Below are 24,330 nucleotides of genomic sequence, written 5' to 3'. Positions count from 1 at the left end.
CTCACTCGACCTGTCATGGAATTTCTGAATCTGCTGATCGGGACGGTCCTGCTCCGCCCCTACGTTTTCGTTTTCCTCGCCATTTACCTCACGCTCGCCGTCTGGCACCTGGGCGCGAAGCGCGCGGTGTTGTTTACGGTGATCGCCTACGGCATCGCTTTTCTCTCCGAATACTCCTCGACGCGCAACGGGTTTCCTTACGGCTACTACAGCTACATCGACACCACCCGCGGCCAGGAGTTGTGGATCGCCAACGTGCCCTTCATGGATTCGTTGTCGTATTCGTTCCTGACCTACGTCGCCTACACCATGGCGCTGTTTCTGTGGGCGCCCTTGAAACGCAACGGCTGGGACATCCGTTTCGGCGACACCTCGAAAGTCCGTCATTCCATGAAGGTGGTGCTCAGCGGAGCCATCCTGTTCATGCTGATGGATGTGGTGATCGATCCCATCGCCTTCCGCGGCGACCGCTGGTTCCTCGGCAAGATTTACACGTATCAGGAAGAAGGCGAGTACTTCAACATTCCGTTGACCAATTTCGGCGGCTGGATGATCACCGGTGCGGCGATCCTCTTCACGTTCACACGCGTGAACCGCTGGCTGGAGAGGCGTCCGGGATTCCGCGATGCCGGCCAGCGCGAGGTGCCGTATCAGGCTTTGCTGGGACCGGCGTTGTACTTCGGCGTGTTGCTGTTCAACCTGGCGGTGACGTTTTACATCGGGGAAATGATGCTGGGATTGTGCGGTACGGTGCTGACGCTGGCGGTGCTGGCGGTGCTGGTAGCGCGGGTGCGGCGGCCCGGCTGGTTTCCGGTCAAGCGCTCACCGGTAATTGGTGAATGACATGGCGATGTCGAAATCCTGGTCCTTCAACTCGGCGATCACCGCTTGCAGATCGTCGCGGTTCTTGCCGGTGACGCGCACCTGATCGTCCATCACCTGCCCCTGCACCTTGACCTTGAGTCCTTTGATGAACTTGACGATCTCCTTGCCCTTGTCCTGCGGGATGCCCTGTTGCAGGCCGATGATCTGCCGCACCGTGTCGCCCGATGCCGCTTCCACCTTGCGGTAATCGAGAGCCTTGATCGGCACCTTGCGCTTGATCAGTTTGCCTTGCAGGATGTCGATGACGGCTTTCAGTTTGATCTCGTCGTCGGAGACCAGCACCAGTTGGTTGTCCTTCTCCTCCAGCTCGATGTTGCTCTTGCTGTTTTTGAAATCGAAACGCTGGCGGATCTCCATCATCGCCTGGTTGACGGCGTTACGCACTTCACTGAGGTCCACTTCGGACACAATGTCAAACGAACAGGATTTTGCCATCTCCGGCTCCGTGGTAGGGGGTTGGGTTCAATCGGGAAACACTGCCGCGGGATGGATGCGGCTCGGCATGCGATTCAATGGATCTTGGTATTCATGTAAAAACCGTACACAAACATCACGATGGTGATGAGCACGATGGAATCGTCGATCAAAAACTGTTTCCAGCTGGGCGCATCTTCATGCAGCATCCAGGGAACGATGACAAACAGGATGGCCACAAATCCCAGCCCCAGCATCCCGACGATCGCGTACACCAGCACTTTGGTGCTGGAATCGTCCATGCCCTGTTCTTCTTTTTCAGATTCCTTGTCCGAATCATTCATGTTAAGGTAAATCCTCTGTTTTTATTGCGGTTGCCCGGGATATGCGTCCTGGTGCTGGAGTTTGTGGATGCCCAACGCCCATTATAACGTAGGAAACGCCAAAGCCGAGGAGTTGATTGCCCAACTGCAGGAATTTTGCACCGATCCCAGCCTGCGCGACCTGTTCCGCGAAATGATCACCACCCTGGTCAAAGTCGGATTGGAACATCAGGACCGGGGCGATTACAAACTCATGAATACCACATTAAAGGAGTTGCGTCACGCCTTTCGGGTGTTCGAGGACTACCGCGATTTCCGCAAGGCGGTGATTTTCGGCTCCGCCCGCACCGCACCGACCGATCCCAACTACCTGATGGCGCGGGACTTCGCCGAACAACTGGCGGACCGGGGCATGATGATCATCACCGGTGCCGGGGGCGGCATCATGGAAGCGGCCAACGCCGGGGCCGGACCCGACCGCAGTTTCGGCATCAACATCGACCTGCCCTTCGAACAGCGCGCCAACCCGCACATCCACGGCGATCCCAAATTGATGTCGTTCAAATACTTCTTCACGCGCAAACTGTGCTTCATCAAGGAATCCGACGCCACCGTGCTGTTTCCCGGCGGACTCGGCACCCTCGATGAAGGCTTCGAAAATCTGACTCTGTTCCAGACCGGAAAAACCGAACCCCGCCCCATCGTGCTGGCCGATGCGGAAGACGACACCTACTGGCAACGATGGGAAGCCTACGTGCACAACGAACTCCTGGACAACGGCTACATCTCGGAAATGGACCTCAACCTGTTCAAGATCGTCAAGTCCGTCGATGACGGTGTCGAATACATCCTCGATTATTACAGCGTGTACCATTCGCTGCGCTATGTGCACGATGTCACCGTGCTGCGTTTCATCAAACCCATCCCCGATTCGCTGGTCAAAGACCTCAACCGCAACTACCGCGACATCCTGCTGCGTGGAGACATCGAGGCCTCCGGCCCCCTGCCGGAAGAGGTGAGCAATCACGAAGCGCCGAACCTGCCGCGGCTGACCCTGCACTTCAACAAGCATTTCTTCGGCCGCCTCAACGAAATGATCCTGCACATCAACCGCGAATTGAAAGGCTGACCCGCTTCCCCTGCCTTCCCCGCCTTCATTACAGTTACACCCTTCTCCCCAAATCCATGCATGACCACCTATTATTTATAATTTTTAATACACTATTAATATTTATTTACTATTTTAATAACGGATTGAACCGCCATGTGTATCTGAAAGGTGACATATCAGGGAACATAACACCGCATTCCCCAACAATTTTCATTTTTTCATACAGTTATTGGCCAAACGGCAGGGTATTTGCTCTATTTCCAGCAGTAACCTGACAATCAAGGTGTGGAGACACGAGCTATGAAAACCAAACAATACATGAGACAAGGACAGATTCTGTTCCGCGAAGGCAGCCCCAGCGATTTCATCTTCATCGTCGAAAAGGGCGAGTTCGAAGTGTCGCGACGCAATGGCGACGGTCGTGTGGAAATCATCGACGTACTGCGCGCCGACGACATTTTCGGCGAGCTGGGCGTCATTGAAAGCCGTCCCCGTTCGGCCACCATCCGGGCGCTGAACGATGCCGTGGTCACCATCATCTCCAAGGAAGAAATGATGAAGACCATACGCAACAATCCGAAGGCGCTAATGATCATTCTGAAAACGCTGGCCCAGCGCGTGCGCATGGCTGCCAGCCGGAAGAAGAGAGTGTATCGCGCCTCTTCCAAACACGACTTGGTCTCTCAAGCAGTTTGATCTCCCTTTCCTGTTTCCCTAACTGGAGATGAGAGACCTTCGGGGGTCGATGATCCGGTCAACCCTGTCCCCGCTGGATCATCGGCCCCTTCTTTATCGCCCGTTTACAGCCTCCTCCCGCTGAGGTAGAATAACGGGCGTGCACATCCGCGTATTCAACTCTTCTCGCCCGGTTGAACATTGAGAATTCTGAGAACCCTGCAAACCTTCCTGCCGGAAGACGACGACGCCTCCCAGCAGGCGTGGGATCTGTCCCGCCAGCTGCAACAGAAAGGCGTGGCTTCGCCGATCCTCACCACCTACTGGCATACCGATCCGCACCTGCCTGAAAAGGAGGACGTGGACGGCGTCTCCATACGCCGCCTGCCGGTGCAGTGGGGCATGATGGGCTACGGCTTCAGCCTGGGCGCCATCGGGTACCTGCGCCGTTTCGACATTGTGCACACCCACGGGTTCCGCAACTTCCTGACCGACTCCGCTTTTTTTTTGCGCTCTTAAAGAAGAAACGCTTTGTGGTGAGCACCCACGGCACGCTGCTGCCGGGGTCGCACCGTCCGGGCTCGACCCGCGCCGGGTTTCCGCCGCGCCTGCATGACCTGTTGAGTTTGAAGACCGCCATCAAACGCGCCGATGCGGTGGTGGTGGGATCGAAAGCGGAATTCGACGAGGCCCGGCAATACGGCATCGCCCAGTCAAAGCTGCACATCATTCCGCCCGGCATCGACGTGGTGCACCCGCCACCGGCGCGCCCGTCCCCGCATTCCGGCCTGCGCCTGCTGTACGTGGGGGCGTTGCACCCGGACCGGCGGCTGGAATTGATCCTGCGCGCGGCGCGCAACCTGACAGTGCCGTTCCACATCGACATCGCCGAATGGGGAGGGGAACTGGCGGGCGCCGACGCTTACGTCGAGACCCTCAAAAAACTGGGCAAGGTGTTGGGACTCGAGGAGAGCCTGACCCTGCACCGCGCCAACCATCGCGAAGACATCGACCGCCTGTACAAAACCGCCGACGTCTTCGTCTATCCCGTCGGCCACGAACCGCTCGGCCAACCCTTGCTGGAAGCGGCGGCTTACGGACTGCCCATCGTCTCCACCCCGGCGGGACTGACGCAGGACCTGGTGATCCCGGGGGAAACGGGATTCGTGGTGCCCGCCGACCCGGACACGCTGTGCGACCGCATCATGAAACTGAGCGCCGCCGACACACGGCAGGCGTTCCGCGATCGCATCCGCGCGCAGGTGCGCGATCACTTCGGCTGGAGCCCCATCACCGAACGCACCCTGCACCTGTACCAGTCGCTGTTGCGATAAAAAATAAAAAAGCAGGCCCCGATCCCTTCTCCCCTGGCGGGAGAAGGTTAGGATGAGGGGGTTCTATGACTTTTCCTCTGTTGGGATATTGTGGAAAAGCGTATCTGCCAAACAGTATCAATGGAAGCCGTTATCAAGGAGTCGGGATAAGGCTCATCTCCCCTGAAACGCGTCCTGCGCTTCCTGGCGCAGTTGCTCGACCGCATCCGTGTGGCGCGGCGAGTAATGGAAGGTGCGGAGTTGCCGCACCTGTCCGGCACGGGCCAGCAGCCCCGCCTGACGGGAGGTGAGGTGGCAGCGGTCGCGCGCCCGCTCTTCGTCTTCGGCGAGAAACGGCGATTCGCAGTAAAACACGTCGGCGTCCTGGATGAGTTCGACGATGCGTTCCGCGTTCTGCGGGTTGTACACGGTATCGACGACGTAGGCGATCTTCTGGCCTTCGGTGAGGCTGACCAGTTCGCGTTTCAACTCGCCCAGCGGGCGCGTCTCCGGCGTGGCGTGGCCACGCGTGCCCACCGGCACCTCGATCGGCAAATCGTCCGGCGCACCGTCGAGCACGTGCTGCTTGAGCCGGTTGAGCCACGGGCCAGGCGCGAAGCCCAGCGCGTCCAACCGGTCCTTGTTGATGTTGAGGTGCACCGATTCCTTCAGCGCAAAACCGAGGCAGGGCACACGGTGTTCCAGAATCGACGCCTGCACGCTGAAGCCGGGTTCCTGCCAGATGACGCGGTTTTCGTAGGGCCGCGTCGTTTCGTCACTGCGCCGGAAGCGGTCGATGGCGCGGAAGGTCGCGGTCTTCAAATGATCGGCGTGCACCTCCGTCACCTCGATGTCGATCGACTCCTCATAACGGTCCACCAGGTTCCAGGTGAACCCGGCAAGCTTGCCCTCGACGTTGGCGATGAAGTTGTCCGGACCGAACATCCTGAGCGTGTGGCCGCGGCCGAAAGCAATGCGCAGCAACCGGTCGAATCCGATGAAGTGGTCGATGTGCGTGTGGCTGACGAACACGTGCGTGACCTTCAACAGGTTGACGTTGGCCATGCGGTGCAGGTCGCCGAGATCGAACAGGAGCGCCCGCTTCTCGTACTGGAACTGCACGAACAAACCCGGATCGCCCAACGGATCGTTCACCAGCGATGGATGTAGAATCGGTTTCATAATTAAAGAAAGAAGACATAGATTCTTCGCTGACGCTCAGAATGACAATTCTCGCCCCGGCCTGTCATTCTGAGGAGCCGCAGGCGACGAAGAATCTATGGGTTCACCCATTAAAAACAGTTGTGCAAAGCTCTCCCTGGTAAGGGGAGGGAAATTAAAAAATCACGCCGAAACATTTTCTTTCATGAGATAGGCTTCGATGAAGCGGTTGAGGTCGCCGTCCAGCACCGAGGCCACGTCGCCCATCTCGACCTGCGTGCGCAGGTCCTTGGCCAGCTGGTACGGATGCAGCACGTAGGAGCGGATCTGGCTGCCCCACTCGATTCTCTTTTTGTCTTTTTCGAGGTTGCGTTTTTCCTCTTCCTGCTTTTCGATCTCCATCTCATACAGTCGCGACTTCAATACCTTCATCGCCGACGCCTTGTTCTTGTGCTGCGAGCGTTCGTTCTGACACTGCACCACGATGCCCGTCGGCATGTGGGTGATGCGCACCGCCGAGTCCGTGGTGTTGACGCCCTGCCCGCCGGGTCCCGACGCGCGGTACACGTCGATCTTGAGGTCGTCGTCCTTCACCTCGACGTCGATGTCTTCCGCCACTTCCGGAAACACGAACACCGAGGCGAACGAGGTGTGGCGGCGCTTGTTGGCGTCGTAAGGCGAAATGCGCACCAGCCGGTGCACGCCGATCTCGGCTTTCAGGTAGCCGTAGGCGTAGTCGCCGACCACGTTGACGGTGGCGCTTTTGATGCCCGCTTCCTCGCCGTACTGCATGTCGAGCACTTCGGTCTTGTACCCGTTGCGGTCGGCCCAGCGCAGGTACATGCGCAGCAGCATCTGTGCCCAGTCCTGCGACTCGGTGCCGCCGGCGCCGGAATTGATATTGAGGATGGCGTTGTTGCCGTCGTTTTCCGCCGACAACATGGCCTTGAGTTCGGCTTCGCTGAGCGCCGTCTCCAAATCCTTCACCAGGGTTTCGCCCTCGCTTTCCATGGACGCGTCGCCTTCTTCTTCCATCAGGCTCAGCATGGCTTCCAGGTCGTCACTTTGCTGGATCAGATCCTGATACACCTTGACCGAACGTTGCAGGGAAGATCGCCGTTGCAGGGTTTTCTGTGCCGCTTCGTTGTCGTTCCAGAAGTTGGAAGCCGTGGTTTTCTGGTCGAGGTCTTCGATTTCCTTTACCTTGGCATCGACGTCAAAGAAACCCCCTGATCCGTTCGATCCGTTTGACCTGTTCACGATGCTGTTTCTTCAATTCGTCGATCATGCGACGTGGCCTCCACTCAATGAATTAATAAAATGGTTGTTTCCGGGTGCCGCTCCCGCGCCGTCCGGTCCTGCATCAATGCGCGCTGCTGAGGGTGTACGGGATTTTGCCGACGGGATCGAGCCGGTTGTTGTTGTCGATGATGCGTTGCAGGTCCCCGGCCTGGATCGAGTCCACAAACACCCGGGCCGAGGGCTGGGAGAAAACGGGCTCGACCTGCCGATCGGCCAGCGCCATGAGATCGAGGTCCATGCCCTGCGGTTTGGGATAAGCTGCCGCGCGTTGGCGCAGGGTCGCGGCATCCATGCGCCCCGTCTGCGCGGTGCAGACGGCGACCGTCGCCCGGCCCTCTTCATCTTCAAAAAAATACAGGTGTTCGAACACCGAGGTCAAGGTTTTCCAGTCGGATGCCTTGTGCACGTTGCTCGGTCCGTAGAGATTGGTCGCCATCACGCCGTCCGGCGCCATCACCGTGCGGATGCCCTGGTAAAACTCGACGGTTTTCAGGTGAAACGGAATGGACCCGCTTTTGAACGCGTCGAGCAACACCAGGTCATAATGCACCCGCCCCCGCACGCGATCGAGATAACACCGCCCGTCTTCGCTGTGCACCGTCACCCGGTCCCCATCCAGAGAATGGAAAAACCGCCGGCACAGGCGCGTGACCTTGTCGTCGATCTCCACCACATCCACCGCGGTGCCGGGAAACCAGCGCACCAGCGCCGCCGGCAGCACGCCACCGCCCAGCCCCAGAACCAGCACCCGTTTCGGCGGTGCCCGGAACAACAGCCCCGCCATCGTCAAGCGCGAGTACACCAGCGCCAGGTCGTGGGGGCGGTCCATATCGATGCGGCTTTGCAGGAAAAACTCACCGTTGCCCTTGAACCACATCTCCCGCAGGGTGCCGCTTTGAATGACGAAAATGTCGTTGAAACGGCTGCGGGCGTGCGCCAGGACTTTTAAATCGTCTTTCAAATCATTGCGTTTTGGCTCGTGACCGCCCATATTTCAAGCAAAGTTTTCGAGGACCCCGCAGCCGCGTTTTAAATGAGCCCGTTTGGGTCAATTTATTACAAAAATTTTCAATTAATCCGGCTCTTATGATACCATGGGTCGAATTTCCAAAATCGTCTATTTTCCTATTAAATCCGTTCGTTCCAGCTTATTTGGACGCTGATTTGCATAAACCAACCTTTTTACTCACTTACGACCAAGGGAGTGAAACATAATGCCGCAGCAGAAAGTATTGAAACATAAAGTCGGATTGGAGCATCACGGAATCCGCAACGTCAAGCAAAGCTTCTGGAACCTGAGCACGCCGGAGCTGTACGAGCACATCATCCGCAATCAGGAAGGCCAGTTGTCCCACCTCGGCCCGGTGGTGGTGACCACCGGCGAGCACACCGGCCGTTCGCCCAACGACCGTTTCATCGTGCAGGAACCCTCCAGCCAGGAAAACGTCTGGTGGGGCAAGGTCAACGAGCCGTTTTCGATGGACAAGTTCGACGCCCTCTACGAACGCGTTCTCGCTTATTTGCAGGGCAAAAACGTGTACGTTCAGGATTGCATGGCCGGGTCGGACCCGAACTACCAGTTGCACACCCGCGTCATCACCGAGTACGCCTGGCAGAGCCTGTTCGCGCGCAACATGTTCATCCAGATCAAGGAGCGCGAAAAGCTGGAAAATCACAGCCCGGCCTTCACCATCATTGCCGTGCCCAATTTCAAGGCCGTGCCCAAGATCGACGGCACCAACTCCGAGACCTTCATCATCATCGATTTCAGCAAGCAGCTCATTCTCATCGGCGGCACGCATTATGCGGGCGAGATCAAAAAATCGGTCTTCTCGGTGCTCAACTACCTGTTGCCGTTCCGGCACCAGGTGCTGTCGATGCACTGCTCCGCCAACATGGATGAGAAAGGCGATACGGCCATCTTCTTCGGCCTGTCCGGTACCGGCAAAACGACGCTGTCCACCGATCCGCACCGAAAACTGATCGGCGACGACGAGCACGGCTGGAGCCAGGACGGGGTGTTCAACTTCGAGGGCGGCTGTTACGCCAAAGCCATCCGCCTGAATCCGGAAGCGGAGCCTGACATCCACGAATGCACGCGGCGCTTCGGCACCATTCTCGAAAACGTGGCCATGGACTCGACCACCCGGCGGCTGGACCTCGACGACGCCAGCCTGACGGAAAACACGCGGGCGGCGTATCCGTTGACGCACATCGCCCACACCGTGCCCGACCGGCGCGGCGGCCATCCGAAGAACGTCATCATGCTGACCTGCGATGCCTACGGCATCATGCCGCCGGTCGCCAAGCTGACGCCGGAGCAGGCCATGTATCATTTCATTTCCGGTTACACGGCGAAGGTTGCGGGCACCGAGCGCGGCATGAGCCGCGAGCCCACCGCCGTGTTCAGCACCTGTTTCGGCGCGCCGTTCATGGTGCTCCACCCGTCGGTGTACGCCAACCTGCTGGGCCAGCGCATCGCCGACCACCATGTCAACTGCTGGCTGGTCAACACCGGCTGGACCGGCGGACCTTACGGCGTCGGCAACCGCTTGTCGATCGCTTACACCCGCGCCATGATCAATGCCATCCTCGACGGTAAGCTGCACAACGTGGAGACCAAACCGGACCCGATCTTCGGCATTCATGTGCCGACGTCCTGCCCGGAGGTGCCGGCGGAGGTGCTGAACCCGCGCAACACCTGGAAGAATCCGAAGGCTTACGATGAAAAGGCGCGCGACCTGGCGACCCAGTTCATCGAAAACTTCAAGGAGTACGAAAACGCGGTCAGCCGCGAAATCCTGGAAGGCGGACCGCGTCTGCCTACCGGCAAGAAAGCGTCGATCAAGAAGATCAAGTAACAGCCAAACGGCGGTCCGGGCCCCCGGGCCGCCTTTGTTTTTTCCCACACCTCTCTATAAACGCCGGACCGTCTGGAAGGATCGAGTGCCTTGGAATCGCGCCCCCTCATCGCCGTCACGCTGGGCGATCCCTCCGGGATCGGACCCGAAATCATCGCCAAGGCCTTGCCCGCCCGCGTGCAGGACTTCTGCCGTCCGCTGGTGATCGGCGACGCCGCCTGCGTGCAGCGCCACCTCGACCGCTACTACCCGAACATAAAAATCCATACCGTGACGCAGCCCAAAGAGGCGCACTTCGTCGCGGGTCACCTCAACGTTCTCGACTGCGCCCACGTGCCCGCCGATCTGCCGATGGCGCAAGCGACAGCGGCCGGTGGCCGGGCGGCGGTGGCAGTCATCCGGAAAGCCGTCGATCTCGCGCTCGCTGGCGAAGTGCACGCGATCACCACGGCGCCCATCAATAAAGAAGCCATTCATCTCGCCGGGCACCCCTACCCCGGCCATACGGAAATGCTCGCCGACTTCACCCACACGCAACACGTCGCCCTGATGCTGGCAGGCGGCAACCTGCGCGTGGTGCTGGCGACGACGCACGTGCCGTTGGAAGAGGTGAAGGCACTCATCACGAAAGAGCGGGTGGAGACCATCCTGCGCGTCACGCACAAATGGCTGACGCAGATCGGCATCGACCGCCCGCACATCGCGGTGACCGGACTCAATCCACACTGCGGAGACGGCGGCGTGTTCGGCGACGAAGAAGCGATGGCCATCGTGCCCGCGCTCGACTCCGTGCGCGCCGACGGAATCGATGTGAGCGGGCCCCACTCCGCCGACGCCCTGTTCGGCCGCATTCATCACACACCCACCGACGCGGTGGTCACCATGTACCACGACCAGGGCATGATTCCGATCAAGATGGCGTCGATGGGTTCCGCCGTGAACATCACCCTCGGCCTGCCCATCCTGCGCACTTCGGTGGACCACGGCACGGCTTACGACATCGCGGGCCAGGGCATCGCCTCCGCCGACAGCCTGGTGGAAGCGATGCGCATGGCGGCCACGCTGTCCTCACCGGCCCACGCCGCCTCATGAAAAAAATAGCTGTTTCCGGGCTCAGCCCGGTCCCTTCTCCTCTCGCGGGAGCACTCACGGAGTGACAGGCCAGGATGAGGGGGATTAATGACCCCTCCATTATTTAAACTTTATAAAAACTGGATTGCGGCTTAAAACCACTCATGAAAAAGAAACGCGCCCTCGGGCAAAATTTTCTAACCGATCCCGGCATCGCCGAGGACATCGTGCAACACGCCGGTATCGAAGAAGGCGGCACGGTGGTGGAGATCGGTCCCGGTCCCGGCATCCTCACCGGCTCGTTGCTGCGCGACTGCGGCAAACTGATCGCGCTGGAGATCGATCCCAAACTCTGCCACCTTTTGGGCAAGCAGTTCGCATCGAATCCGAAATTCGACCTGCACCAGCAGGACGCGCTGGTGTACGATTACAGCCGCGCCGGGTCGCGTTTTCAGGTGGTGTCGAACCTGCCGTACTACGCGGCCATGCCCATTCTGAAACGGCTCATTCAGTACCAGGCCGCCATCGTCAACATGACCTTGATGCTGCAACGCGAGGTGGTGGACCGGCTGGTTGCCGTGCCCGGCACCCGCGACTACGGCTCGCTCTCCGTATTCACGCAGTTCAACTGCGAGGTCGAACGCTTGATGGAAGTCGGCAAGCAGCATTTCAATCCACCCCCGAAAGTGGACTCGTCGGTGATCCGCCTGGTTCCCCGGTCCGCGCCGCCGGTGGCGGTGGACGATCTCAAAACGTTTTACCACGTCGTCAACGCGGCCTTCTTTCACAAACGCAAAATGCTGAAGAACAATCTCAAAGCACTGTGTAAATATTTCGACTTCACCTGGCAGGGCATTGAGGACGCCGGGATCGATCCGGCGCGCCGCGGCGAAACGCTGTCGCTGGAAGAGTTCGCCACCTTGTCCAACCTGATGGAAAGCAAAACGCCATGACCGATGCCGCATCGAAAACAGGAAAGGTCGTCCTCGTCGGCGCCGGACCGGGCGACGTCGGCCTGTTCACGCTGAAAGGCAAGGCCTGGCTGGAACGCGCCGACGTGGTCATTTACGACTACCTCGCCAACGCGCGCCTGCTGGCGTTCGCACCGAAACACGCCGAGATCATCTACGCCGGAAAAAAAGAAGGCCAGGTGACGTTCTCTCAAGACGAGATGAACCGCATGCTCATCGACAAGGCCAAGGCCGGGAAAATCGTCATCCGGCTCAAAGGGGGCGATCCCTTTATTTTCGGACGCGGTGGCGAGGAATGCGTTGCCCTGCAGAAAGCGGGCATCGCGTTTGAAGTGGTGCCGGGGGTGACGGCCTCCACCGGCGTCTCGGCCTATGCCGGCATCCCACTCACGCACCGCGATTTCTCGTCCACCATCTCCATCGTCACCGGCAGCAACGAAAAGGGCAACGAAGACCTGCACATCGACTGGGAAAAAATCGCCAGCCGCGCCGGCACGCTGGTGTTTCTGATGGGCGCACGCAAGCTGCAACGCATCAGCGAAAACTTGATGAAGTACGGCAAGGACCCGAAGACGCCGATCGCCGTCATTCAGTGGGGCACCACGGCGCGGCAGAAAACCTGGACCGGCACGCTCGACAGCATCGTCGCCATCGCGCAGAAAGAGGAAATCAAACCGCCCGCACTGACCATCGTCGGCGAGGTGGTGAACCTGAAACCGCACATGGACTGGTTCGAGACGCGACCCTTGTTCGGCAAAACCGTGGTCATCACCCGCGCCGAAGAACAGGCCGACGACTTTTCGCAGGCGCTGCTGGAACGCGGCGCCGAGCCGTACCTGTTTCCCGTCATCGAGACGGTCGAGCCGGAAAGCTGGGCGCCGCTGGACGCGGCGTTGAACCACCTCGACGCCTACGACGGACTCATCTTCACCAGCACCAACGGCGTGCGCTGTTTCATGCAAAGGTTGAAGGAAACCGGACGCGACATCCGCGACCTCAAGGGCCTGCGCCTGTTCGCCATCGGGCCGAAAACCGAACAGGCGGTGACGGACTTAGGCATCCCCGTCGAGGCGGTGCCGGAAAAATTCGTCGCGGAGTCGTTGATCGAAACGCTGGGCAACGCCGATTTGAAAGGCAAACGCGTGCTGCTGCCGCGCGCCGCCGTGGCGCGGGAGACCTTGCCGGACACCTTGCGCGAGATGGACATTGAGGTCGATGTCTGCCCGGCGTACCGCACGGTGCTGCCGGAGACCGACGCGGCGGAGTTGATGGCGCGCCTGCAGGAAGGATCGATTCACGTGCTGACGTTCACCGCCTCATCGACCGTGAAGCACTTCATGGACCTGGTCGGCGACAAGGTGAAAGATCATCTAAAGGGCGTCTCCGTCGCCTGCATCGGCCCCATCACCGCAAAGACCGCACAGGACCTCGGCCTGCCCGTCCACCTCACCGCCAGCGACTACACCGTCGCGGGGTTGATCGAAGCGATGGAAGAATACTTCGCATAGTCCACCCTTGCAAAGGAGAGTTTTGCGACACTTGGATTCGGACTGCCAATCAACAGTTCGATGGGTACTTGGACAAAGGAAGAGTCATGAATCCCCCTCATCCTAACCTTCTCCCGCCAGGGGAGAAGGAACCTTAAACACTCCCTCTCCCTTGACGGGAGCACTCACGGAGTGACGGGCTGGAGGGAGGGTGCTCTATGGTCCCCCCTTGTAAAGGGGGCTAGGGGGATTCTTCCTCTGGCATCCTGAGCACCAGCGAAGGATCTCGATACCTATAAAGTTTCATCACAGTGTCATCCTTCACTTTGTTCAGGATGACGAACCGAAAAGGAGAAAGCCCCCAGCCCCTTCGGAGAAAGGGGAGCAAAACTTTCTTCCATTAAATCGCCATCACCAGGCGGGCACCGATGGCGAGGGTGACGGCGGCGGTGGCGTAACGGATTTTGCCGAGATGGTGGGTCAAGTTCTGCAAGGCGGTGACGCGGTTCACCAGCACGGCGTACACGGCCATGGTCACGACCATCCCCAGGCAGAACAGCCCGATGTAACCGAACACGCCCACTGAAAACTCGAACAACGCCACCGGCACCAGGAGCATCACCCCGGCCCAACCCGCGGTGCCGTGCAACACCCCCATGCCGAACAGCACCCAGCCGGAACGCTTCGACAAGCCGTGTTCCTTCACGCGCGCCGCGCGTTGTTTTCTGACTTCGCGCAGGGCCAGCCACACGGCGAGGTAGATCATCGACAACCCGACGACGCGCTCCATCACGCCCAGGTTCACCCCGGCGAACACTTCGCGCAGCGGCGTGATCAGGCCCGCCAGCATGAGTAGCGTCAGGCTGTGCCCCAACGCCCAGCGCAGCGCCAGCAGCACGGTCTCTTTCAGCGAACGCCGGTCAAGCAGAACCGACGAGACGGTGGCGACGTGGTCGGCGTCCAGCGCGTGCAGGCAACCGAGGACGAATCCCCCGGCCAGCAAAAATCCGTATTCCATAAAGGTGAAACCTTTTGAAAAAGATTCAGGGAATGACACGGGTCAAAACATAGATTCTTCGCTTCGCTCAGAATGACAATTCAGATCCCTGCGTGTCATTCTGAGGAGCCGCAGGCGACGAAGAATCTATGTGTTCTCTTTTTTAAAACCTTCGCTTCGCGAAGGGTTTCCACTTGAGGAAAAAGCCCCCCAGCCCCCTTCGGAGAAGGGGGAGCTCATCAATCCTCCTCCCCTTCACAAGGGGAGGATTGAGGTGGGGTCTTCATTACCTCCCCTCGATCCCCTCCTTGGAAAGGAGGGGAAGACAAAAAGAAGCGGAATTTTCCCTGCCTTAGTCCGTGCCGCCTCGGATTATAGGGTGTCGCCTTAGCGCCCGCAACGGCTATTCCGAAGGGAATCGCGCAGTCCCGGCCTCATTTCGATACCCCAAAATCCGCCCCAATCCGCCCTTTCCCAATCCCCCCTTGTGAATTTCAGGAAAAGGGGTACAATTTTCCCTAAATCCACCATTACCGCCTGCGGGTTGTCCCCGTGGGCGTTTGAGGAACGCATCATGAGATCCATTCGCGTCAGCCACATCCTGTTGAGCACCGAAGACCTGGCCACCACGCTGCTCGACGGATTGAAAGACATCGACGACCCCAAACTGCTGAGCCGCATGTTCGCCAAGATGGCGAAAAAGTACAGCGCCTGCGGCACCCGCGACAAGGGCGGCGACCTGGGCTTTCTGGAACACAACTCCAACGCCAAGGAACTGGAAGTGGCCGCCATGGCCGCCCCCGTCGGCAAAGTGGGCGGACCGGTGAAGAGCAAGTTCGGCTACCACCTTTTCCTCATCACCGAAGAAGAGCGCATGGGCGACCTCGGCCTCGACGGCCTGCCCGCCACCTCGCTGAAATGATTCCATTGAACCTGTGAACGCATCCACTTCCACATCCGATTCGAAGGCCGAAGCCATTCTGCAAAAAGCCCTGGACGGCCAGCGCCTGTCGCCGGACGAAGGCTCCGCCCTGTTCGAGGCCAACGACCTGACCCTCTTGGGCAACGTCGCCACGCGTCTCGCGCGCCAGCGCCGCGCCAACCCGGACAACGCCGTCACCTACATCATCGACCGCAACATCAATTACACCAACGTCTGCGTCACCGACTGCGCGTTTTGCGCGTTTTACCGCAAGGAAGACGCGGAAGATTCCTACGTGCTGCCGTTCGAGATCATCGCGCAAAAGATCGATGAAATCCTGCAACACGGCGGGCGGCAGATCCTGATGCAGGGCGGCCATCACAAGGATTTGAAGATCGAATACTTCGAAGACCTCTTAAGCCGCATCAAGCAACGTTTCGACATCCACATCCACGCGCTGTCGCCGCCGGAGATCGTGCACACCAGCAAGATTTCGAAAATCTCTGTAAAGGAAACGATCGAGCGTCTTAAAACAGCGGGACTGGATTCCATTCCCGGCGGCGGGGCGGAGATTCTGGTGGACCGGGTGCGGCGCGTCATCAGTCCGAAGAAATGCACCACGGACCAATGGCTGGAGGTCATGGCCATCGCCCATCGGCTGGGGCTGCCGACAACGGCGACGATGATGTTCGGTCACGTCGAAACTTTTGCCGAACGCATCGAGCATCTCGACCGCCTGCGCAGGCAGCAGGACGAGACCGGCGGCTTCACCGCCTTCATCCCGTGGCCGTTTCAGGCGGGCAACACCGCGCTCAAGCAGGAGATCGGGGCGAAGAAAACCAGCGGCTGGGAATACCTGAAGACCCTCGCCATCTCGCGCATCTATCTCGACAACATCCCCAACATCCAGTCATCGTGGGTGACGCAGGGGCCGAAGATCGGGCAGATGGCGCTCTACTTCGGCGCCAACGACATGGGCAGCACCATGTTCGAGGAAAACGTCGTCTCGGCGGCGGGCACGGTGTACCATCTCGACGAGGACGGCATCCGGCGGCTCATCACCGACAGCGGTTACACGCCGCAGCGGCGCAGCATGCGTTACGAATACGTGTGAGGCCACTCAGGAAAACGCGGACGATTCGCGGTAGAGGGCGACGCCGCGCCGGCCTAAAACGTTGAGGATGGCGGCCACCGGCACCGCCATGAGGATGCCGAGCAGGCCGAACAACTCGGCGCCGATCAGCACCGCCAGCATGATGACCACCGGATGCAGGCCGACCTTGTCGCCCACCACATAGGGCGTGATCAAAAACCCCTCGATGGCCTGCACCACACCGAACACCGCCACCACACCCACGAGCGACACCCAGTCCTGCGTTTGCAGAAACGTCAGCAGTACCGCCGGTAAAAATCCCACCACCACACCCAGGTACGGCACCAGGTTGGCGTACCCGGCCATCATACCGATCAACAGGCTGAGCGGCGTGCCGCAGAAATACAAACCGACGCTGTACATCGCGGCCATCAATGTCGCCACCATCAACTGCCCGCGCACGAACTGCGACAGCACGTCGTCGATTTCCTTCACCACGTCCCGGGTCGTTTCCGAATACCGCGGCGGGATGAGCTTGGCGAGCCGGGCGACGATCTCGTCAAAATCGCGCAGCAGGTAAAACATGGCGACGGGAATGATGACAAGGTTCACCACGAACAGGAGCGTGTTGACGAAACCGGTGATCGATCCCCACACCCAGCCACCCGCAGTGCCCAGAAGTTCCAGCGGCACGCGGCCGAGTTTCTGCATGCTGTCGTGCAGCACTTCGCCGATGCGCTCGCGGTCGATCCCCGCCAGGTCCTGGAGATACGGTTGAATCCAGCCCTTGATCGCGGTCAGGTAGTCCGGCAGGTTTTCGGCCAGGTTCTGGATCTGCACCTGCAGGATCGGGATGAGCACGACTCCGGCGACCAGCACGACCACGAAAAACGAAATCAACAGCAGGACCACAGCGGGCGTGCGTTGCAGTTTCCAGGTTTCCAACCGATCGACGAGCGGGTCCAACAGGTAGGCCACGGCGAAGGCGAGGAAAAACGGCGTCACCACCCGGCGCACAAAATACAGAAACACGAGCGCAACGACGGTGCTGACCAGAAGCGTTATGAGGAGCTTTTTGTCTCGATCATCCATGCACTCAAAGGTCGCCCATCATCGGCGGCAGATTGGAAGGAATCTGATTGGTGGGCGCAGGCGGCTCCTCCACCGGCGGCGGTTCCTCGGCAGCGCCTTCCTCGCCGGGCGGAGTGTCTCCCTGTTGTTGCACCATCCGTTTTTTGTCCGGGCCCCAGTAACGACCGAGAGTATCTACCAGAAACCGCACCATGTTTTCGCTGACTTTTTCGAAGGCTTTCAACTCGCCATCGAAATCCTTGTCCACCTTGACGGTGGCGATCTCGCTTTTGGCGGCGATGAGGGTGCCCTGCGTCGCCGACACGGCGCGCACGTTGAGGTTGGCCTGAATGGTTTTCATGGCGGACTCTTCATCCTGTCCCACCATCGTGGACATGGCCGTGCCCAGCACCACCACATCCGCCGCCGCCTTCAGACCCACTTCCACCGACGCTTGCAGGTCGCCGTTGATGGCGCGCAGCACCAGCATCTCGGGGATCTGGTCGCGCACGCTTTCACGCTTGAGGGTCTGGATGTCCTGCGCCACCAGGTACTTGTACATGGATATTTCGGCGATGGGCACCGACTCCCAGAAGCTGTAAAAGGTTTCGTCGGCGGTCATGCTTTTTTCCTGCAGCAGCACCAGCACCGTGCGCGGCTTCACCAGCGCCGCCAGCACGCCGCGCGTATTGAGGTCTTTGTTGAGCGCTTCCTTGAAGAACATCACTTCCAGCTTCACGCGGCTGACTTTTTCGATGGGATCGTCGATGGCTTCCAGAAAGCGGTAGCTCTGGATGTAACTTTCCGGATTGGCATACATGCCTTTGAGCGCGTTGCGGTTGCTGTTGTACACGCTGGCGCCCAGCATGTCGCGCAGGGCTTCATCCAAAGAACGGCGAAACGCTTCCTGCACGGCGCGTTTGCGTCCCGCCACATAATTTTCATTATGAACGGCGGCATCGCCGAACGCTTCGTAACCGTAAGACGGAATGTCCGCCACCTCCTGCGCCGGGACCGGAACGGCAGACACCACGGTGACCGCCGCCCACACGACCAGCAGGGTACGTAGCATCGACACTGTCCGCGTCCGGATTGACATCAAGGGGATTTTCCTTTTGGTTTGGTGGATCGCGCCTGCCGCATGGGCTTCTTCGTTTTTGTGCGCGGTCCGGGTTTTGCCGGCCTGCCGGTGGAGACACGCTGGGTTCGGGACCCCGGTTTTGTCGGCTCGCCCGGCTTCTCAGAGCGCGTGCGCGACCCGGACTTGGCCGACGCGCCGGTTGAGGCACGCTTGGCGCGCGGCACGAATTTGTTCGGTTCGGTCCGTTTCGCCGTGGTCCGTTTCGCCGCAGTGCGCCGGGGCGTCGCCGCCTTCGGCGTCACCTCCACCGGTTTCGGCTCGGCTTTCTTTTTCGCCACCAGCCGCCGGAGTGCCTTCACCTCGGCGATGGTCAAGGGCCGGAACGCACCGGGCGGCAGTTGGTCATGGGTCAGCGGGCCGAACTGCGTGCGGGTGATCTTGATCACCGGGTGGCCCACCTTTTCGCACACGCGCCGGATGTGGTGCTTCTTGCCCTCGATCAATTGTAATTCAAGAATACAATTTTTGCCCGTGGTGCGATGCACACTGGCTTCCAGAGGCAGGGTGGGACGGCCGTCCAGATTGACCCCCCGCCGCAGCTTATTCAGCGTTTTTTCAACGGGAATGCCGCTCACCTTGACCTGGTACGTGCGCGGAATTTTATTTTTCGGATCGAGCAGTTGATCGGCCATGTCGCCGTCGTTGGTGATCAGCAACACGCCCTCGGTGTTGTAATCGAGACGCCCGACGGGATACACGCGCACGCGGATTTTTTTGATGAGGTCCATCACCGTCGGCCGGTCCTTTTCGTCCTTGGTGGTGGTGACGCAGCCGCGCGGCTTGTTGACGAGGATGTAGGTTTTTTCTTTGGGCGGCGGCAGCAGACGACCGTTGACGCGGATGCGGTCGGTCGCCGGATCGGCGGTCGTGCCCTGCTTGGTGACGAGGATGTCGTTGACGGTGACCTGTCCCTGTTCGATAAAGCGCTCCGCCTCGCGGCGCGACGCCACTCCGGACAGAGCAATGATTTTCTGTAAACGCATGGCCATGATGGGGCATCCTTAAGGTTGAGCTCAGGCCAATGAGTCGTCGTTGGCCGGCGGCTCGGCAGACCTGCGGTCGGCAGACCTGCGGTCGGCAGAACTGGCGTCGTTGGGGGTGGCCGGCTCGGTGTCACCGGATGCGGCCGCACCGGCCCCGGCTCCGAACAGCAGCTCCCCCTGTTGCGGCGTGTCATCGCCTTCGATCTCCTCGCTGAAGTCCTCCAGCGTCGGCAACTCGCCCAGGTCCCGCAGCCCGAAATATTCCAGAAACTTTTTCGAAGTCTTGTACATGATCGGCTTGCCCGGCACTTCCTTGCGTCCGGCGGGCACGATGATTTTCTTTTCCAGCAGGGTTTTGACGACGCCGCTGGAATCGACACCGCGGATCTCCTCCACCTCGGCGCGGGTGAGCGGCTGCTTGTAAGCGATGATCGACAACGTGTCCAGCGCCGGTTGCGACAGGCGGAACGTTTTGTCGAGCTTCAGCAAGCGCCGGATCCATTCGAAATATTCGGACCGCGTGCCGATCTGATACCCTTCCGCCACCTCGACGATTTGCAGGTTGCCGGACTCGTAGTCACCGCGCAACTCTTCCAACACATCGCGCAGGGCGTCGGCGCTGGTGCCGTCGGCCAGCACCTGCTGCAGCGTCTCCGGCGAAACCGGCTGGTCCGCCGCCAGCAGCAGGTTTTCAACGATGGCTTTGATCTTTTCGCGTTCCACGTCCGGCGCTTCCTGTTGAGGATGATTTATTTGAAATACTTGCTGAGCGACAATTCCTGCGTATGGTAATGCGACTTCAACTGCTTGCCGTACAGGCGCGTCGGCTTGGAGATGATGCGCTCGAACTTCATGCGGCAGAAGGTCTGCCCGTCCTCAATCATGAACGGCACATCATGCGGCCGGACTTCCATGACGGCACGGGTGCCCTGGTTTTTTGCGCCCTTGCCGGGGTGCCAGCCGAAACCCGGATCGAAGAAACCCGCATAATGCGTGCGCAACTCGCCGCTGTTGGGTTCGTACGCCACCATCTCGGACACCAGGTCCGGCCAGATGCAAATCTTCTCCTTCGACATCATGATGTAGAAACTTTCCGGCTCCAGAATCAACCGGTGCTTTTTAGGGTAATATATCGGCTCCCAAAAATCATCCGCATGATAGTGCTTCGTTTTGGCCAGATCGACCACCTGGCTGTTGGCCTTGGCCTTGTAGGCGACGATGGAGTTTTTGCGGCTCGCGCCTTGCAGATCGACGCTGATGAACAACCCGTCTTCCGCTTTCACCTCGTCCCAATCCACGGCGCCGCCGGTTTTGTGGTACAGGATCGGTGTTTTCTTGTACAGGGTTTGCAACTGGCGGTCGGTGATCTCCGCATTGCCCTGTTTGAGCCGGAGCTGGTTGAGGGAGATGCCCTCCTGCACCCTAACCGGAAACGAGCGCGACAGCACCTCCAGGTACAGCTTGCCTTTGTAGCCCGGCGTGATCTCATCGAAACGGTGGCCGTGGTCGATGATGACGCGGGTGAACATGTCCAGCCGCCCCGTCGAGCTTTTCGGGTTGGTGCAGCCGAACAATCCCGGCGGCAGGTCCAGCTCTTCCAGCAGCGGGATGAGGTAAATCGCGCCCTTTTCGAGGATGCCGCCGTCGCGCAGGTCCACCTCGTAGAGTTGCAGGTCCTTGAGCTTCTTCTCGACGGTGTCCTTTTCCGGCAGAAAGCTGCTCTGAATGCGATAGGCCTTGCGCCCCAGCCTGAGGTCCAGGCTGACCGGCTGGATCTGGCTGTCCAGCAGCGTGCTCGGCGTGTGGATGATGCCCTGGTGGTAGGCCAGTTCGATCTCATGGTCGGTCAGATATCCGGATTTGCCCTTCAGGCTTTGTTGCAAGGACGTCTTAACCAGAGACTTGGCGGTCAGCTTTTTCATCAGGCGTAATGAATGGAATTTGGGATTGTGTGGATCGAGGTGCCGACGGCCCGGTGTCAGGCTTGGACGGACGCCAACAGGCTGGAAAATCCGATTGACAGGCCATTTGCCGCTATGATTAAATCCTAATATTCATCACTTTGCAACCTTTGTTTTCGAGCCGAAGTTTCAAGGAATCATGCCTCTTTACGAGTATTTCTGCGAAACCTGCGAGCAGGATTTCACGCTGTTGCAATCCACCTCCACCAACAAGGAGGAGACGGTGTGCGACCTGTGCGGGTCCAGAAATGTGAAGTACCGGTTTTCCTCTTTCGCGTCGAAGGTCGTGGGCGGCACCCCAAAAACCTCCAAACCCGTGACAGAGAACGAGCTTCCCAACAAGGATGTACTCAAACTTCCCATCCCGAGACTCCGCTCGGAACTTTAAGCGTGAGTGATGGTTTCATAAAAGCGCCGAGGTTCTCCAGCCAAACCGGATGGCAATCCGGGGGCCGGTGGCGCCGGGCGGCAACCGATGTTTTCTTTTCACATTCCAGCAAGGTCGTGCAGTGATGGCAGCTTCTTCAAACAAACCGCGTAAACGTTCCTGGGCCGGGCCGCTGTTCGGTCTCGCCGGGGTGGGCCTGATGGTGTGGGCGCTGGTGGCATTCACCCAGCCGGACACCAATTTCGAGCCTTACAACCAATTCAAAGCCGTCACCGCTTCCACCACCTCCACCCCGGAGGCCCCGGTTTCGATGGAACCGGTTGAGACCACCGGAGTGGCCCCGCTGGACGCCGCCGAAATCGAACAATCCGTACCGAAGAGCCCCGATGACAACACCCTGCTGGCCGAAACGATGGACACCGAGACCGGCATCGATCTGGAAAAGGAAGTGCGCGAAGCCCGGCCCAAAACCCCGACGGGCAAGGACCTGCCGCGGCAGACGCTGGAGCACATCGGCAAAGGCATCGAGTATTCGGAAAAAGGCATGTTCAACCACGCCGACATCGAGTTTGAAAAAGCCGCTCAACTGAGCCCCAACGCGCCGGAAGTGTTCTCCATCTGGGGCACCTCCATGCGTCTGGCGGAGAAATACGCCGGGGCCGATCGCAAATTCAAACGCGCTCACGAACTGGCCCCCAACGACGCGGAGATCACCCTCAACTGGGGCATGGCCCGGCTGTTCGGCAAGAACGCCGACGGCGCCCTGGAGTTGTTCCAGGAAACCGTGCAACTGAACCCGGACAATTACCTCGCGTGGAACTACATGGGCAAGGCCTACGGCCTGAAAAAGGATTACGTCAACGAGGAGAAGAGCTACGTCAAGTCGCTGGCGCTCAAGGAAGACTTCGCGCAGGCGCACTTCAACCTGGGCGTGGTGCGCAGCATCCAGAAGAAATTTGAGGACGCGGCGCCGCATTTCATCCGCGCCATCGAGCTCGACAAACAGTTCGAAAAACCCTTCGTCGTCCAGTTCCTCACCGCCATGGGCCTGAAAAATAAAACCAGCATGAAGGAAGCCAAGCTGAAAGAGGCCGGCAAGAAGGAATCCGAGCACAAACATGCGGATGGGACCCAGCACGCCAAGCATGAGCATGAGGACGCTAAAAAGTCCGAAGGCTCCGGCCACAGCATGGAGGGCTCCGGCTCCAATGTGGTGAAAACGGTCACCCATCTCAACGGACAGGTCCTCATCAACGGCGAACCGGCAGGCCCGCGTGGCGTCATCTACCTGGAAACCACGAACAAGCTGAAGGTGCCGAAACAGCGGACGCAGCACATCACCGTCACGCAAAAGAACAAACAGTTCCTGCCCGGACACTCGGTGGTGATGGTGGGCTCGACCATTTCCTTCAAAAACGAAGACTTTGAAGTGCACAACATCTATTCCAAGTCCAGCGGCAACCAGTTCAACCTGGGGGCCATGTCGGGCGGCGTGACCAAAGAGATCACCTTCGACACGCCAGGACCGGTGGTGCTGCGCTGCAACATGCACAAGGACATGGTCGGCACCCTGTTCGTCGCGCCCAACGGCTACGCCGCGGAAACCGATGCGGAAGGCCGCTTCAACCTGCCGCTGGTGAAAAGCCAGGATTACAAGATGGGCTTCTGGCATCCGCGCCTGTTCCCGCAGGAAGTGGAGGCCCACATGCGCACCATCAACCTGACGGGTGAGGACACGACGATGAAGATCGAAGTCACCTCCCAGTCCACGCCGGAAGACATCCACGACCTGGTGGACGGCACCGACTACAACGAGCTGGTGGCCAAGATCGAAACCGAGGTGTACGGCGCCATCGACCACTGGAAGCAGGGCAAGAAGTATTCCTCACAGAAACGCATGCTGACGGCCATCACCCGCCACTACGACGGCGGTGGCCTGAAAGACGCCATCACCAAGAGCTTCAGCGAAAACCGCAGCAAGCACCTGGAAGACGGACTCGATGAAATCCGCAAGCAGGTCGCGGGCATCGACAAGTCCGAGGAAGTGACCGAGGCGTCGCTCAAGTTCAAGGCCAAGCGCATCATCGCCCAGTTGAAGAACAACGTGCGCGAGCTGGAACACCGGCTGAATCCGGACAAGACCGCCACCCAGTGATCCCCCCTCCGGCGCGGTTTGATTTTGCCCTTCCGGGATGGTAAT

At 59.4% G+C, this 24,330-nt stretch carries 24 protein-coding genes; 13 read left to right on the top strand and 11 right to left on the bottom strand.

Features of this window, described 5'->3' with window-relative positions; genetic code table 11:
* The first annotated feature begins 15 nt into the window (after positions 1-15).
* Entirely contained in the window at positions 16-843 is an 828-nt protein-coding gene (locus QML71_RS01930) for a carotenoid biosynthesis protein (RefSeq protein WP_282010212.1), read from the top strand.
* Here QML71_RS01930 and QML71_RS01925 read toward each other — a convergent pair.
* Positions 823-1,320 carry a YajQ family cyclic di-GMP-binding protein gene (locus tag QML71_RS01925; RefSeq protein ID WP_282010211.1) on the bottom strand — a complete coding sequence of 166 codons (498 nt, stop codon included), beginning with the start codon at positions 1,318-1,320 and terminating at the stop codon, positions 823-825. The two genes, QML71_RS01930 and QML71_RS01925, sit on opposite strands and share 21 nt — an antisense overlap.
* Positions 1,321-1,394: 74 nt before the next feature.
* Positions 1,395-1,643 (bottom strand): hypothetical protein, encoded by a 249-nt coding sequence (locus QML71_RS01920; RefSeq protein WP_282010210.1) that lies wholly within the window; start codon positions 1,641-1,643, stop codon positions 1,395-1,397.
* 67 nt (positions 1,644-1,710) lie between these two features.
* On the opposite strand from QML71_RS01920, the gene QML71_RS01915 reads away from it, so the two are divergent.
* From QML71_RS01915 to QML71_RS01900, 4 genes are all read left to right on the top strand, one after another.
* Positions 1,711-2,751, top strand: coding sequence for an LOG family protein (locus QML71_RS01915; RefSeq protein WP_282010209.1), 1,041 nt, complete (start codon positions 1,711-1,713; stop codon positions 2,749-2,751).
* A gap of 282 nt (positions 2,752-3,033) precedes the next feature.
* Positions 3,034-3,429, top strand: a complete 396-nt coding sequence (locus QML71_RS01910; RefSeq protein ID WP_282010208.1) for a cyclic nucleotide-binding domain-containing protein — start codon at positions 3,034-3,036, stop codon at positions 3,427-3,429.
* A gap of 180 nt (positions 3,430-3,609) precedes the next feature.
* Positions 3,610-3,927, top strand: coding sequence for a glycosyltransferase family protein (locus QML71_RS01905; RefSeq protein ID WP_282010207.1), 318 nt, complete (start codon positions 3,610-3,612; stop codon positions 3,925-3,927).
* A 14-nt stretch (positions 3,928-3,941) separates the two neighbouring features.
* Entirely contained in the window at positions 3,942-4,742 is an 801-nt protein-coding gene (locus tag QML71_RS01900) for a glycosyltransferase family 4 protein (RefSeq protein WP_282010206.1), read from the top strand.
* A 153-nt stretch (positions 4,743-4,895) separates the two neighbouring features.
* On the opposite strand, the gene QML71_RS01895 is transcribed toward QML71_RS01900, so the two are convergent.
* The 3 genes from QML71_RS01895 to QML71_RS01885 all read right to left on the bottom strand — a co-directional run bounded on the left by QML71_RS01895 (position 4,896) and on the right by QML71_RS01885 (position 8,145).
* On the bottom strand, positions 4,896-5,903 hold the full coding sequence (locus QML71_RS01895; protein WP_282010205.1) for a ribonuclease Z: 1,008 nt from the start codon (positions 5,901-5,903) through the stop codon (positions 4,896-4,898).
* Between the two features lie 162 nt (positions 5,904-6,065).
* Positions 6,066-7,170, bottom strand: a protein-coding gene (gene prfB, locus QML71_RS01890) for a peptide chain release factor 2 (RefSeq protein WP_282010204.1) whose coding sequence is annotated in 2 segments (ribosomal slippage) — positions 6,066-7,109 and positions 7,111-7,170 — 1,104 coding nt in all. Because the reading frame shifts where the segments join, the coding sequence is not laid out codon by codon here.
* Between the two features lie 75 nt (positions 7,171-7,245).
* Positions 7,246-8,145 carry a spermidine synthase gene (locus QML71_RS01885; RefSeq protein ID WP_282010203.1) on the bottom strand — a complete coding sequence of 300 codons (900 nt, stop codon included), beginning with the start codon at positions 8,143-8,145 and terminating at the stop codon, positions 7,246-7,248.
* Positions 8,146-8,398: 253 nt separating this feature from the next.
* Here QML71_RS01885 and pckA point away from each other — a divergent pair, with 253 nt between their 5' ends.
* The 4 genes from pckA (at position 8,399) to cobA (ending at position 13,595) form a co-directional block, all read left to right on the top strand.
* Positions 8,399-10,045: a phosphoenolpyruvate carboxykinase (ATP) gene (pckA, locus tag QML71_RS01880; RefSeq protein ID WP_282010202.1), complete on the top strand. Its 1,647-nt coding sequence runs from the start codon at positions 8,399-8,401 to the stop codon at positions 10,043-10,045.
* A 90-nt stretch (positions 10,046-10,135) separates the two neighbouring features.
* Positions 10,136-11,137, top strand: coding sequence for a 4-hydroxythreonine-4-phosphate dehydrogenase PdxA (pdxA, locus tag QML71_RS01875; protein ID WP_282010201.1), 1,002 nt, complete (start codon positions 10,136-10,138; stop codon positions 11,135-11,137).
* 143 nt (positions 11,138-11,280) lie between these two features.
* Entirely contained in the window at positions 11,281-12,069 is a 789-nt protein-coding gene (rsmA, locus tag QML71_RS01870) for a 16S rRNA (adenine(1518)-N(6)/adenine(1519)-N(6))-dimethyltransferase RsmA (RefSeq protein ID WP_282010200.1), read from the top strand.
* Complete coding sequence (gene cobA, locus QML71_RS01865) at positions 12,066-13,595, top strand: uroporphyrinogen-III C-methyltransferase (RefSeq protein ID WP_282010199.1); 1,530 nt, start codon at positions 12,066-12,068, stop codon at positions 13,593-13,595. Before rsmA ends, cobA begins: the two co-directional genes overlap by 4 nt.
* Positions 13,596-13,974: 379 nt before the next feature.
* Here cobA and QML71_RS01860 read toward each other — a convergent pair whose 3' ends face one another.
* Entirely contained in the window at positions 13,975-14,592 is a 618-nt protein-coding gene (locus QML71_RS01860; protein WP_282010198.1) for a HoxN/HupN/NixA family nickel/cobalt transporter, read from the bottom strand.
* A gap of 553 nt (positions 14,593-15,145) precedes the next feature.
* Here QML71_RS01860 and QML71_RS01855 point away from each other — a divergent pair.
* Complete coding sequence (locus tag QML71_RS01855) at positions 15,146-15,493, top strand: peptidylprolyl isomerase (protein WP_282010197.1); 348 nt, start codon at positions 15,146-15,148, stop codon at positions 15,491-15,493.
* Between the two features lie 13 nt (positions 15,494-15,506).
* Positions 15,507-16,607 (top strand): cyclic dehypoxanthinyl futalosine synthase, encoded by a 1,101-nt coding sequence (mqnC, locus tag QML71_RS01850; protein ID WP_282010196.1) that lies wholly within the window; start codon positions 15,507-15,509, stop codon positions 16,605-16,607.
* A 6-nt stretch (positions 16,608-16,613) separates the two neighbouring features.
* Here the strand turns inward: mqnC and QML71_RS01845 are convergent, their stop codons facing one another.
* The 5 genes from QML71_RS01845 to QML71_RS01825 are packed head-to-tail and all read right to left on the bottom strand — an operon-like array spanning position 16,614 to position 21,703.
* Entirely contained in the window at positions 16,614-17,678 is a 1,065-nt protein-coding gene (locus tag QML71_RS01845) for an AI-2E family transporter (RefSeq protein WP_282010195.1), read from the bottom strand.
* Positions 17,679-17,682: 4 nt separating this feature from the next.
* Positions 17,683-18,729 (bottom strand): hypothetical protein, encoded by a 1,047-nt coding sequence (locus QML71_RS01840; protein ID WP_282010194.1) that lies wholly within the window; start codon positions 18,727-18,729, stop codon positions 17,683-17,685.
* A 26-nt stretch (positions 18,730-18,755) separates the two neighbouring features.
* Entirely contained in the window at positions 18,756-19,787 is a 1,032-nt protein-coding gene (locus QML71_RS01835; protein WP_282010193.1) for a pseudouridine synthase, read from the bottom strand.
* A gap of 24 nt (positions 19,788-19,811) precedes the next feature.
* Positions 19,812-20,504: an SMC-Scp complex subunit ScpB gene (gene scpB, locus QML71_RS01830; RefSeq protein WP_282010192.1), complete on the bottom strand. Its 693-nt coding sequence runs from the start codon at positions 20,502-20,504 to the stop codon at positions 19,812-19,814.
* A gap of 26 nt (positions 20,505-20,530) precedes the next feature.
* The gene (locus tag QML71_RS01825) at positions 20,531-21,703 is read right to left on the bottom strand and encodes a 2'-deoxycytidine 5'-triphosphate deaminase (RefSeq protein WP_282010191.1); all 1,173 of its coding nucleotides are present in this window, start codon (positions 21,701-21,703) and stop codon (positions 20,531-20,533) included.
* A gap of 178 nt (positions 21,704-21,881) precedes the next feature.
* Here QML71_RS01825 and QML71_RS01820 point away from each other — a divergent pair, with 178 nt between their 5' ends.
* Together QML71_RS01820 and QML71_RS01815 are read left to right on the top strand one after the other, a co-directional pair.
* Positions 21,882-22,130: an FmdB family zinc ribbon protein gene (locus tag QML71_RS01820; protein WP_282010190.1), complete on the top strand. Its 249-nt coding sequence runs from the start codon at positions 21,882-21,884 to the stop codon at positions 22,128-22,130.
* A 124-nt stretch (positions 22,131-22,254) separates the two neighbouring features.
* Positions 22,255-24,285 carry a hypothetical protein gene (locus tag QML71_RS01815; RefSeq protein ID WP_282010189.1) on the top strand — a complete coding sequence of 677 codons (2,031 nt, stop codon included), beginning with the start codon at positions 22,255-22,257 and terminating at the stop codon, positions 24,283-24,285.
* The last annotated feature ends 45 nt before the right edge of the window (positions 24,286-24,330 follow it).

This window comes from Nitrospina watsonii (genome assembly GCF_946900835.1).
Lineage (GTDB): Bacteria > Nitrospinota > Nitrospinia > Nitrospinales > Nitrospinaceae > Nitrospina > Nitrospina watsonii.
This window is presented reverse-complemented; position numbering and strand designations above follow the sequence as displayed.

Excerpts from the sequence above, each read along its gene's own strand:
- QML71_RS01855 (WP_282010197.1), top strand. The coding sequence starts at position 15,146 with ATGAGATCCATTCGCGTCAGCCACATCCTGTTGAGCACCGAAGACCTG.
- QML71_RS01910 (WP_282010208.1), top strand. The coding sequence starts at position 3,034 with ATGAAAACCAAACAATACATGAGACAAGGACAGATTCTGTTCCGCGAA.
- QML71_RS01925 (WP_282010211.1), bottom strand. The coding sequence starts at position 1,320 with ATGGCAAAATCCTGTTCGTTTGACATTGTGTCCGAAGTGGACCTCAGT.
- QML71_RS01825 (WP_282010191.1), bottom strand. The coding sequence starts at position 21,703 with ATGAAAAAGCTGACCGCCAAGTCTCTGGTTAAGACGTCCTTGCAACAA.
- QML71_RS01915 (WP_282010209.1), top strand. The coding sequence starts at position 1,711 with ATGCCCAACGCCCATTATAACGTAGGAAACGCCAAAGCCGAGGAGTTG.
- QML71_RS01930 (WP_282010212.1), top strand. The coding sequence starts at position 16 with ATGGAATTTCTGAATCTGCTGATCGGGACGGTCCTGCTCCGCCCCTAC.
- pckA (WP_282010202.1), top strand. The coding sequence starts at position 8,399 with ATGCCGCAGCAGAAAGTATTGAAACATAAAGTCGGATTGGAGCATCAC.
- QML71_RS01835 (WP_282010193.1), bottom strand. The coding sequence starts at position 19,787 with ATGGCCATGCGTTTACAGAAAATCATTGCTCTGTCCGGAGTGGCGTCG.
- QML71_RS01820 (WP_282010190.1), top strand. The coding sequence starts at position 21,882 with ATGCCTCTTTACGAGTATTTCTGCGAAACCTGCGAGCAGGATTTCACG.
- QML71_RS01845 (WP_282010195.1), bottom strand. The coding sequence starts at position 17,678 with ATGGATGATCGAGACAAAAAGCTCCTCATAACGCTTCTGGTCAGCACC.
- QML71_RS01815 (WP_282010189.1), top strand. The coding sequence starts at position 22,255 with ATGGCAGCTTCTTCAAACAAACCGCGTAAACGTTCCTGGGCCGGGCCG.
- cobA (WP_282010199.1), top strand. The coding sequence starts at position 12,066 with ATGACCGATGCCGCATCGAAAACAGGAAAGGTCGTCCTCGTCGGCGCC.
- QML71_RS01860 (WP_282010198.1), bottom strand. The coding sequence starts at position 14,592 with ATGGAATACGGATTTTTGCTGGCCGGGGGATTCGTCCTCGGTTGCCTG.
- rsmA (WP_282010200.1), top strand. The coding sequence starts at position 11,281 with ATGAAAAAGAAACGCGCCCTCGGGCAAAATTTTCTAACCGATCCCGGC.
- QML71_RS01920 (WP_282010210.1), bottom strand. The coding sequence starts at position 1,643 with ATGAATGATTCGGACAAGGAATCTGAAAAAGAAGAACAGGGCATGGAC.
- QML71_RS01840 (WP_282010194.1), bottom strand. The coding sequence starts at position 18,729 with ATGCTACGTACCCTGCTGGTCGTGTGGGCGGCGGTCACCGTGGTGTCT.
- QML71_RS01895 (WP_282010205.1), bottom strand. The coding sequence starts at position 5,903 with ATGAAACCGATTCTACATCCATCGCTGGTGAACGATCCGTTGGGCGAT.